Genomic DNA, 12006 nt, shown 5'->3' on the forward strand with positions numbered 1-12006 from the left:
AATCTAAAAACAATGGAAAAGAATAGCAAAAGAAGAGAAGCATTATTATACCACGCAAAGCCAACTCCTGGTAAAATTCAAGTAGTTCCCACTAAGAAATATGCAACACAAAGAGATTTGTCTTTGGCCTATTCTCCTGGTGTGGCTGAGCCGTGTTTAGAAATCGCAAAAGATGTAAACAATGTTTATAAATATACCGCTAAAGGAAATTTAGTCGCAGTAATCACAAATGGAACCGCCGTTTTAGGGTTAGGGGATATTGGACCGGAAGCCTCTAAACCAGTAATGGAAGGAAAGGGATTGTTGTTTAAGATCTTTGCTGATATTGATGTTTTCGATATCGAAATTGGAACAAAAGACATTGAAGAATTCATTCAAACGGTTAAAAATATAGCACCAACTTTTGGTGGAATTAATCTTGAAGATATTAAAGCACCGGAATCTTTCGAAATCGAAAGAAGGTTGGTGGAAGAATTGAATATTCCTGTGATGCATGATGATCAGCATGGTACGGCTATCATCTCATCTGCGGCATTGTTGAATGCATTAGAATTAGCAGATAAAAAAGCAGAAGACGTAAAATTAGTGGTTTCAGGAGCTGGTTCCGCTGCACTTGCTTGTGCTAATTTGTATGTTTTGCTAGGTGTGAAAATTGAAAATATTTTTATGTTCAATAGCAAGGGATTGCTAACTAAAGACAATCCAAAACTATCTGAATTGCAATTAAAATATGCTAAAGATATTCCTTCCGTGAGCTTACAAGAAGCATTAGTCAATGCCGATGTGTTCTTAGGATTGTCGACGGGAGATATCATGTCGCCGGAAATGTTGTTGGGAATGGCTGATAATCCAATTGTTTTTGCAATGGCAAATCCAGATCCAGAAATCGACTACAACTTAGCTGTTGCAACTCGGAAAGACGTAATTATGGCTACCGGTCGTTCCGATTATCCTAATCAGGTGAACAACGTGCTTGGGTTTCCGTACATTTTTAGAGGCGCACTGGATGTTCGAGCTACTAAAATAAACGAGGAGATGAAGATGGCAGCTGTAAAAGCATTAGCGGCATTGACAAAGCAATCCGTTCCTGAACAAGTTAATATTGCTTATGGCGCTACCAAATTAAATTTTGGTAGAGAATATATTATTCCTAAACCTTTTGATCCAAGATTAATCACGATTGTTGCTCCGGCTGTTGCCAAAGCAGCAATGGATTCTGGTGTAGCATTGAATCCTATCACGGATTGGAATAAATACGAAGAAGAACTTTTAGATCGTTTAGGAAATGACAACAAAATGCTCCGTTTGATTACAAACAGAGCTAAAATGGATCCTAAAAAAATCGTTTTTGCTGAAGCAGACCATTTAGATGTGCTAAAAGCTGCTCAAATCGTATTGGAAGAAGGAATTGGTTTTCCAATTTTATTAGGTAATAAGGAAATTATCTTAGAATTAAAAGCAGAAATTGGTTTTGATGCGGATGTTCAAATTATAGATCCTAAAATTGATGAGGAAAAAGATAGAAGAAATAAATTTGCTACAACGTATTGGTCTTCTAGACAAAGACGTGGCATTTCCTTTTTAGATGCACAAAAATTAATGCGGGAACGCAATTATTTTGCCGCAATGATGGTTAATGAAGGCGAAGCTGATGCACTGGTAACAGGACATTCCAGAAGTTATCCTTCAGTGGTTAAACCTATGTTGCAATTAATCGAAAAAGCACCGGGAGCTTCTATTGTTGCTACTACTAATATGATGATGACGGCTCGTGGGCCAATGTTTTTGTCCGATACGGCGATAAACATCAATCCATCTGCTGATGATTTAGCTAAAATAGCAATCATGACCGCTAAAACGGCTAAAATGTTTGGGGTAGAGCCAGTTATTGCAATGATTTCATTTTCTAATTTTGGATCCTCTACAAACGAAAATGCAGCCAAAGTAAGAGAAGCAGTTTCTTATTTACATAAAAATCATCCTGATATTATAATTGACGGGGAGATTCAAGCAGATTTTGCCTTAAATCCAGAATTACTAAAAGCGAAATTTCCTTTTTCTAAATTAGCAGGTAAAAAAGTAAATACGTTAATTTTTCCAAATCTAGACTCTGCAAACATCACGTACAAACTTCTGAAAGAATTAAATAAGATTGATTCTATTGGGCCTATCATGTTAGGACTAGGAAAACCAGTTCATATATTTCAACTAGGTGCTAGCGTAGAGGAAATGGTAAACATGGCCGCTATTGCAGTAATCGATGCTCAGGAAAAACAGGCAAAGAAAACCAAGCAGATTTAATTAAATGGGATCAAAGTAAATAGTTAAAGTTGTCAGTAAAACATAAAAGTATGTTAATTTCATTATATTTGGCAATATTTTATTAATCATGATCGCACATTTACAAGGAAAATTAGCTGAGAAATCACCAACGCATATAATCATAGATTGTGGCGGCGTAGGCTACCATGTTAATATTTCCCTACATACGTATTCTTTATTACCCAATACCGATTTTATAAAAGTATATACGCATCTTCAAATTAAGGAAGATGCGCATACACTTTTTGGTTTCATAGAAAAGTCAGAACGAGAGATCTTCAGACTTTTACTATCCGTTTCCGGAATAGGAGCAAGCATCGCGCGAACTATGCTTTCTTCACTTGACCCAAAACAAATCACTAATGCTATAGCATCTGCTGACGTAGTTACCATTCAGTCAATTAAAGGGATAGGGAGTAAAACTGCCCAACGCGTAATCTTAGATTTAAAAGAAAAAGTCTTAAAATTATATGATTTAGACGAAGTTTCTATGTCGCAAAGCAATACAAATCGAGATGAAGCGTTATCAGCTTTGGAAGTTTTAGGATTTGTACGAAAAACTTCAGAAAAAATTATAGAAAAGATTGTTAAAGAAGATCCGGATGCTTCTGTAGAATCAATCATTAAAAAAGCTTTAAAAAACCTTTAAACGGTATTTAAGACCCCGCGTTGTATGCATAAAATTTTTATTTTTTTGCTTGTTTTATTTTGTGGTTTTGTGTCTCAGGCCCAAGTAGAGCAGGTGGCTCAGGACACTGTAAAAACTGGCTTTTCTTTGGGGAAACTGCAACTAAAGAACCCACAAAGCATTTTATCTGCTTACACGTATGACCCGGTTACGGATCGTTATGTTTATACCAATTCCGTCGATGGATTTTCCATTAATTATCCTATTATTTTAACGCCAAAAGAATACGAAAATTTAGTCTTAAAAGAATCCATGCGTGATTATTTTAAGAAAAAAGTGGATGCGATTGATGGCAAGAAAGAAGGAAGCGAACTCGCTAAGAGAGATTTGTTGCCTAGATATTATGTGAAGTCAGGCCTTTTTGAATCTATTTTTGGAAGCAATACGATTGATGTAAAACCCACGGGATCTGTCGAAATGGATTTGGGAATGCGGTTTACAAAACAGGATAATCCATCCTTTTCTCCTAGAAATCGATCCAATCTTTCCTTTGATTTTGAGCAGAGAATCAGCATGAGTTTAATGGGAAAAGTAGGAACGCGACTCAATGTAAATGCGAACTACGATACACAGTCTACATTTGCTTTTCAAAATTTAATCAAATTAGATTATGCTCCTACAGAGGATGATATCATTCAAAAAATAGAAGTGGGGAATGTAAGCATGCCTTTGAACAGTTCTTTAATTCGGGGAGCACAAAGTTTATTTGGAGTAAAAACCCAACTGCAATTTGGAAAAACCACAATAACAGGTGTTTTTTCAGAGCAAAAATCACAAACAAAAAGTTTAATAGCGCAAGGAGGAGGCACGATAGAGGATTTTGAAATGTTTGCTTTGGACTATGATAGTGACCGACACTTTTTCTTGTCCCAATATTTTAGAAATCGATATGATAAATCGCTGGCAAATTATCCATTCATTGATAGTAGAGTACAAATCTCTAGAATTGAAATTTGGGTAACTAACAAGCAAAATCGGGTATTGGCAAACAATAATAATCTGAGAAACATCATTGCACTTCAAGATTTAGGAGAAGGGCAATTATCCGGACTGCCTGATAATGAAGTGGTCGTTTTAGATCCTTCTACTGGGATTTTCAACAATCCTATAGATTCTCCTACTGACAATTCAAATAATGATTACAATCCAGCACAAATAAACGCTGGAACAGGTTTGTTGAATCCTAATATTCGTGAAATTGTAACTGCGAATTCTGGTTTTAATGTAACGGTAAGTGAAGGTCAGGATTATTCGAAATTAGAAAACGCAAGAAAACTGAATCCAAACGAATACAGCTTCAATCCACAACTAGGATTTATTTCATTGCAACAGCGATTGGCTAATGATGAGGTTTTAGCGGTTGCTTATCAATACACCATTGGAGATAAAGTATACCAAGTGGGAGAATTTGGAAACGATGGAGTAGACGCAACGGTTGTGACAGGAAATAGTCCTTCCAATCAGGCTATCATTTCGCAGAGTTTGGTTTTGAAAATGTTGAAAAGCAATTTGACTAATGTTAAAAATCCAATTTGGAATTTGATGATGAAAAATATCTATCAGATTCAAGGGGGGTACCAACTGAAACAACAAGATTTTAGATTTAATATTCTTTATACAGACCCTTCTCCTCTAAATTATATTACAGAGGTTCCAGGAAGTCCTTTCCCAGCGAATCCTTCAAGAGATAACGAAGTTGCTGAGACCCCTTTGTTGAAGGTATTCAATTTAGATAAGTTAAATTACAATAACGATCCTCAAACTGGAGGGGACGGTTTTTTTGATTTTATGCCAGGTTTAACAATCGATGCGCAAAACGGAAGGATTCTATTTACAACCAAAGAGCCTTTTGGAGAACTACTATTTTCTAAGTTGTCGAATACTGGTTCCTCAGAAAATTATAACAATGTCAGCTCTTACAATGAAAATCAAAAGAAATATGTGTTTCGCAGCATGTATCGAAATACACAGGCAGGAGCATTGCAGGATAGTGAAAAAAATAAATTCTTATTACGAGGAAAATACAAATCGAGTGGTGGCGATGGTATACCAATTGGTGCGTTCAATGTTCCTCAAGGTTCAGTGGTAGTTACCGCAGCAGGAAGACTTTTAGTAGAGGGTATTGACTATAGTGTGAATTATCAGTTAGGTCGTGTTCAAATTTTGGATCCGTCCTTGCAAGCATCAAATACACCCATCGAAGTCTCCTTGGAAAACAACTCTGTTTTTGGTCAGCAAACCAGAAGGTTTATGGGTTTAAATATTGAACATAAAATTTCGGACAACTTTGTGGTAGGAGGAACCTTCTTGAAAATGTCTGAAAGACCGTTTACACAAAAATCTAGTTTCGGACAGGAATCCGTAAACAACACGATTTTTGGTTTCAATACTAATTTCTCAACAGAAGTTCCTTTCTTGACCCGTTTAGTAAATAAATTGCCAAATATTGATACGGATGTACCTTCCAATCTATCGGTAAGAGGCGAAATAGCTTTTTTGAAACCAGACTCGCCAAAAGCAGATCAGTTTCAGGGTGAATCGACCATTTATGTAGATGATTTTGAAGGATCTCAGTCTACAATTGACATGCGTTCCCCTTATTCATGGAGTTTAGCATCAACACCAGACCGAAACACAACAAGTAGTTATGATTTTAATGCAAGTGCCAATGATTTGAGCTATGGATTCAAAAGAGCTAAATTAGCGTGGTACTCAATTGATCCCGTTTTTTATACTCAGAAGCCCGTTGGAATCTCAAATGAAGACTTGTCTTTCAATAAAACCAGAAGGATTTTTAGCAGAGAATTGTATCCTCTGACTGATATTGCGCAAGGGCAGACGCAAGTAGTAAATACCTTGGATTTGAGTTATTATCCATCTGAAAGAGGGCCTTATAACAACAATTCAAATGTAAATGCAAATCCAGCTGAAAATTTTGGAGGGATTATGCGTTCTTTAAATTCAACAAATTTTGAACAAGGAAACGTAGAGTACATTCAGTTTTGGGTGCTAGATCCGTACGTAGGAAATGGTCAGGCTCCAGTTTCAAATACTGGAAAAATATACTTCAATTTAGGAGAAATTTCGGAAGATGTTCTAAAAGATGGAAGAAAGCAGTATGAAAATGGACTGGGTCCAGATCAGATATTGGTCAATCCAAGACCTTTATGGGGAGATGTTCCTGCTTCTCAGTCCTTGATTTATGCCTTTGATACCAATGTCGATAACAGGAGAAATCAAGACATAGGTTTGGATGGTTTGGCTAATGCCAATGAAGGAGCCGTGTATACTAATTTTGCCTCGGAACTGGATCCAGCTGCTGATGATTATACTTTTTATCTGAATGCAGATGGAGGAATTATAGACCGATACAAAATGTACAATGGTACTGACGGAAACTCGGCAGTAGATATCAATGACCCCAATAGAGGATCATCAACCATTCCTGACGTGGAAGATATCAACCGAGACAATACCATGAATACAATCAATGCTTATTATGAATATAGTATTGATGTGCAACCCGGAATGAACGTGGGTCAAAATTATATTACTGATGTCAGAAACACACAAGTGTCTTTGCCGGATGGCTCCACGACCGAAGCCCGATGGTTGCAATTTAAAATTCCGGTTGCTCAGCCTGAAAACACGATAGGGAATATTTCTGATTTTAGATCCATTCGTTTCATGAGGATGTTTATGACGGGTTTTAGTGAAGAAGTTACAGTTCGTTTTGGAGCCTTAGATTTAGTTCGTGGCGAGTGGAGACGATATACCAATACGCTTGATTTTAATGACACAAACAGTGCTGATGACAACACTAATTTAGATGTTTTGGCGGTCAACGTTCAGGAAAATAATCAAAGATGTCCGGTGAATTACATTACGCCTCCTGGAGTACAAAGAGAGCAATTGTTTAATAATAATACCGTAATTAACCAAAATGAGCAGTCATTAGCATTGAGAGTTTCAGGAAACGGATTAGAGCCGGAAGATTCCAGAGCCGTTTTTAAAAATGTAAGTATCGATATGCGTCAATTTAAGAAATTGAAAATGTTTTTGCACGCTGAATCGTTGCCAGGTGAAATTCCTCTTCAAGACAATCAGATGGTTGGTTTTATTCGTTTTGGAAATGATTTTACACAAAATTTCTACCAGATTGAGATTCCTTTAAAAGTAACTGTTCCCTCCTCTGCGTCCAATTCTGATTGTAGTCCTTTGAGCGCCGAAGTAGTTTGGCCAGAAGAAAATGAAATGGATTTGTCATTGGCTTTGTTGACAAAATTAAAAATTTTAGCAATGAGTGTGGATCCAAATACATTGCCACTAGATGGAATTTATTATCCAGATGCGGATCCTTCTAAACCAGAAGGGGACGGAACCAATACCTTGAAGTTAGGGATAAAAGGAAATCCAAATTTTGGACTGGTTCGTACACTTATGGTAGGGGTGAAAAACAGTGATCTACGCAATGATATAAAAGGAGAAGTTTGGTTTAATGAACTTCGCTTAGCGGATATGGACAACCAAGGCGGAATGGCTGCAGTATTGAATGTAGACACAAATTTAGCTGATTTTGCAACGGTCTCCGCATCAGGTAGAAAAAGCACAATTGGTTTTGGATCATTGGAACAAGGTCCTAATGAGAGAAGTCGGGAAGATACGGAGCAATATACGATAGTGACTAATGTAAACCTTGGAAAATTATTACCTCAAAAATGGGGTGTCAATCTGCCTTTTAATTATGCTATTGGTGAAGAAACGATCACGCCAGAGTACGACCCTTTTAATCAAGACATCAAATTAAAACAATTGTTAGATAATACAACGGATCAAAATAAGAAAGACAATATAACTAGCAGAGCGGTTGATTACACTAAGCGAAAAAGCATCAATTTTATTGGTGTCAGAAAAGAACGCCAACCAGAACAAAAACAACATGTTTACGATCCTGAAAATTTCACCTTCTCTCAGTCTTTTAACGAAGTGGAACGACATGATTTTGAAATCGAAGATTTTGTAGACCAGCAGGCAAATTCTTCTGTTGATTATGCATACACTTTTCAGCCTAAACCAGTAGAGCCATTCAAGAAAGCTAAGTTTTTAAAAAAAAGTAATTACTGGAAGTTATTGAGTGACTTTAACTTTAATTATTTGCCTTCTAATATTTCGTTTAACACTAATATCAATAGACAGTACAACCGCCAGCAATTTAGACAAGTAGAGGTTGAAGGAATAGGTCTTGACCCCTTGTACCGTAGAAATTTTGCATTTAATTATCAATATGGTTTCAATTATAATCTAACCAAATCATTGAAATTAAATTATACGGCATCCTCTAGTAATATTGTAAAAAACTATTTGAATGAAAATAATGAACCCATAGACAGTTTTACTATTTGGGATAGTTATTGGGACATAGGAGATCCAAACCAACACATGCAGCAACTAGTTGTGAATTATGATATACCAATAAACAAAATACCATTATTCAGCTTCATTAAAGCAAACTACTCCTATACGGGTGATTACAGTTGGCAACGCACCTCCAATGCATTGTCTCAGATCAATATTGATGGTGCCGATTATAATTTAGGAAATACAATTCAAAATGCAAGTTCTAATAATCTAAATGCAGCCTTCAACATGGATATGTTGTATAAATATTTAGGACTGACTAAAAACACAAACAAAACACAACCAAAACCGAAAATGATTGCGCCAAAACCAGGCGAAAAAGTAGTGAATGCCAATGCCAATCAACTTCCTAAAAACAATGCATTTGTTGATGGCTTGATCGGAGTTCTGACCAGCGTCAAGAATATTCAGATGAACTACACATACAATAGCGGTACAATTTTGCCTGGGTATACTCCGGGTGTTGGGTTCTTAGGATCTTCAAGACCTTCATTGGGCTTTATATTTGGAAGCCAGGATGACGTTAGGTATGAAGCAGCTAAGAACGGTTGGCTGACGAATTACCCCGACTTCAATCAAAATTTCACTCAAGTAACGAATAAACTGTTTAAAGCAACAGCTAATGTCGATTTGTTTCCCGATTTGAAAATTGACTTGACATTGGATAGGGCTTTTTCTGAAAATTTCTCGGAGCAATATGATGTTACGGACGGTGTTTATAACGCTAGGTCTCCATATAACACGGGTATTTTTTCTATATCAGCAGTTTTGATAAAAACCTCATTTGCTACAAGCGATGAAAATAGTTCAGCTGCTTTTGATGATTTTAGGATGAACCGTCTCACAGTTGCAAATCGTTTAGCTACAGAACGAGGAATTGATATTACTAATCCAATAAATAGAGATGCAGAAGGATTTCCTTTAGGTTATGGAAAAAACAATCAGGCCGTATTGTTGCCCGCCTTTTTAGCAGCTTATTCAGGAGGGGATGCATCTGCGGTTTCTCTTGGTATTTTTAGAAGTTTCCCTATCCCAAACTGGGCAATAAAATACAATGGATTGATGCGGTATGGGGTTTTTAAGAAAAATTTCAAGCGTTTCTCTTTGCAACATAATTATAGAGCCTCCTATACTATTAATGCATTTAGATCTAACTTTGAATATGACAATGCACCAAACGGAGTGGATGCCAGCGGAAATTTTTTCAATCAGACCATTATGTCTAATATAAATTTGGTAGAACAATTTAGTCCGCTTTTAAGAATGGATTTTGAATTAAAAAGTTCTTTAAAAGTACTTACCGAAATTAAAAAAGACAGAGCTTTATCGATGAGTTTTGATAATAATTTGTTGACAGAGGTAAAAGGGGTTGAATATATTGTAGGATTAGGGTATCGCTTTAAAGACGTCATTTTTTCTTCAAGATTAGCTGATACTCCAACAGGAATAATAAAAAGTGATATTAATTTGGCTGCTGATATAGCTTATAGAAATAATCAAACCATTGTTCGTTATTTAGATTATGACAATAATCAATTAGCAGGTGGGCAGAACATCTGGTCCATAAAAGTCAAAGCAGATTATGCTTTCAGCAAAAATTTGACAGCAATTTTTTATTACGATCATTCTTTTTCGAAGGCGGTAATCTCTACTTCTTTTCCATTGACCAATATTCGTTCTGGATTTACAATTCGGTATAATTTTGGGAATTAATTTTTCGAAATCTAAACCTGATTTGAACATAAGATTGTTACATTTGTAACAGCAAATTTCAATTATCAATTAATAATTATCAATTACAATTTAGATGAACATACCAGCAAATTTAAAGTACACGAAGGATCACGAATGGATTAGTATTGAAGGCGATATCGCAACAGTAGGAATCACTGATTTTGCACAAAAAGAATTAGGAGATATTGTTTATGTTGAGGTAGAAACTTTAGATCAGTCGTTAGAGAAAGATGAAGTTTTTGGAACAGTGGAAGCTGTTAAAACCGTTTCTGATTTATTTCTTCCTGTAGCAGGTGAAATTATTGCTTTCAATGATGCGCTAGAAAGCACACCGGAAAGTGTAAATTCTGATCCTTATGGAGCAGGATGGATGATTAAAGTTAAAATAGCAAACATGGAAGAAGTTGATGGGTTACTTTCTAGTGAATCCTATAAGGAATTAATAGGTGCGTAAACAGCTCTATTTTTGGGCTGCTTTAGTATGGTCTGGAATAATTGCCTTTTTTTGTTTGGTGCAATTAAATAATGTTCCCTTGGGAAATGTGTCAAATTTAGATAAGCTTGTTCATGCGTTTTTTCATTTTGTGTTAACAACGTTATGCTTTTTATTTTTAAAAAGTAGATCGTCTAATTTGAATAACCTAAAACCGTTGCTGTTTTCCTTTCTGTTCTCTGTTTTTTTTGGAATAGCGATTGAAGTAGCGCAAGGCTTATTAACAGAAACCAGACAAGCAGATGTCTTTGATGTTTTAGCAAATATGTCGGGAGCGACTTTGTCAATAGCGTTGATTTGGTTATTTAATTTGAATACTAAGTTTAAATAAAGTTTAGAATAAAGAGAGTCCCACTTCGGTGGGATTTTTCATTTATGTACCTATTCGTACGGAATATGTAGAATAGGTTTGATGAAAAAGTCATGTTTAAACGCTCCGTAGCTCGTTATTCTTTTTTGATTATAAAGTCCTTTCAACGGTGGTTTAGCAATATTAAAATAAAGAGAAAATATTTAATTCAAACTTGTTTGCAGATAAAATGTACTTTTGTGACTTAGAATTTGCTGTAACCAAGAAATTTAAATGCCATGAATATAAAGCAATACTTAGATTCTACCTATTTAAAAACCGCAGAACAAGCAGGGATCACTGAAGAAGAAAATATTCTTGTTGCTCAGGAATTTATTCAGGAGGCTATCGAGGAACATTTTAAGCTTATTATGATTCAGCCAAATAGAGTTTCATTGGCCAAAAAGATGATTAATGAAGCAAATTCTATTTTGGAAATAGGTACTGTAATCGATTTTCCAGAGGGGAAATCAGCCATAGAAGAAAAATTAAAAGAGGCCGTTCAAGCCATACAAGATGGAGCCGATGATTTGGACTTTGTTTGTAATTACGAAGCATTCAAAAAAGGGGATACTGATTTAGTAAAAGAAGAGATTTTAAGAGGTACTCAATTGGGATTGGCCAATAATAAAGTGGTCAAGTGGATTATTGAAGTGGCCGCACTCAGCGAAAAAGAAATTATTCAACTATCGAGTTTGATAAAGAATGTAATTGTTTCTAATTTTGAACAAGAACTTTTTTCAAAGGTTTTTGTGAAGTCATCAACGGGATTCTACACTACAGAGAATAATTTACCTAACGGCGCTACTGTTCCTGCTATAAAAATGATGCTTGAAAACGCGTCGCCACTTCCTGTAAAAGCAGCTGGTGGTGTCCGCACGTATGAGGAAGCTGTTGCAATGATTCAGTTGGGGGTGAAACGAATAGGGACCTCTGGCGCAAAAAAAATAGCTAATGGTCAAAATTCAACTAATGAATATTAAATTTAACAACAAAATAAGC

6 protein-coding genes are annotated in these 12006 nt (G+C 35.9%); all 6 read left to right on the plus strand.

The features are described 5' to 3' along the window. Positions 1-12: 12 nt before the first annotated feature. Positions 13-2301: an NADP-dependent malic enzyme gene (locus IWX83_RS00810; protein ID WP_196826991.1), complete on the plus strand. Its 2289-nt coding sequence runs from the start codon at positions 13-15 to the stop codon at positions 2299-2301. A gap of 88 nt (positions 2302-2389) precedes the next feature. Then, positions 2390-2971 (plus strand): Holliday junction branch migration protein RuvA, encoded by a 582-nt coding sequence (gene ruvA / locus IWX83_RS00815; protein WP_073352151.1) that lies wholly within the window; start codon positions 2390-2392, stop codon positions 2969-2971. Between the two features lie 24 nt (positions 2972-2995). Next, a complete protein-coding gene (sprA, locus tag IWX83_RS00820; protein WP_196826993.1) occupies positions 2996-10141 on the plus strand; it encodes a cell surface protein SprA in 7146 nt (2381 codons plus the stop codon). Positions 10142-10235: 94 nt separating this feature from the next. Continuing rightward, complete coding sequence (gcvH, locus tag IWX83_RS00825; protein WP_073352146.1) at positions 10236-10616, plus strand: glycine cleavage system protein GcvH; 381 nt, start codon at positions 10236-10238, stop codon at positions 10614-10616. An 88-nt stretch (positions 10617-10704) separates the two neighbouring features. Beyond that, entirely contained in the window at positions 10705-10986 is a 282-nt protein-coding gene (locus tag IWX83_RS00830) for a VanZ family protein (protein WP_262487735.1), read from the plus strand. 257 nt (positions 10987-11243) lie between these two features. Then, positions 11244-11987, plus strand: coding sequence for a deoxyribose-phosphate aldolase (deoC, locus tag IWX83_RS00835; RefSeq protein ID WP_196826995.1), 744 nt, complete (start codon positions 11244-11246; stop codon positions 11985-11987). Positions 11988-12006: the final 19 nt, after the last annotated feature.

It is taken from the genome of Flavobacterium sp. CG_9.1 (assembly GCF_015751645.1).
Lineage (GTDB): Bacteria > Bacteroidota > Bacteroidia > Flavobacteriales > Flavobacteriaceae > Flavobacterium > Flavobacterium xanthum.

Coding starts and splice junctions, on each gene's coding strand:
- sprA (WP_196826993.1), top strand. CDS start 2,996: ATGCATAAAATTTTTATTTTTTTGCTTGTTTTATTTTGTGGTTTTGTG.
- gcvH (WP_073352146.1), top strand. CDS start 10,236: ATGAACATACCAGCAAATTTAAAGTACACGAAGGATCACGAATGGATT.
- IWX83_RS00810 (WP_196826991.1), top strand. CDS start 13: ATGGAAAAGAATAGCAAAAGAAGAGAAGCATTATTATACCACGCAAAG.
- deoC (WP_196826995.1), top strand. CDS start 11,244: ATGAATATAAAGCAATACTTAGATTCTACCTATTTAAAAACCGCAGAA.
- ruvA (WP_073352151.1), top strand. CDS start 2,390: ATGATCGCACATTTACAAGGAAAATTAGCTGAGAAATCACCAACGCAT.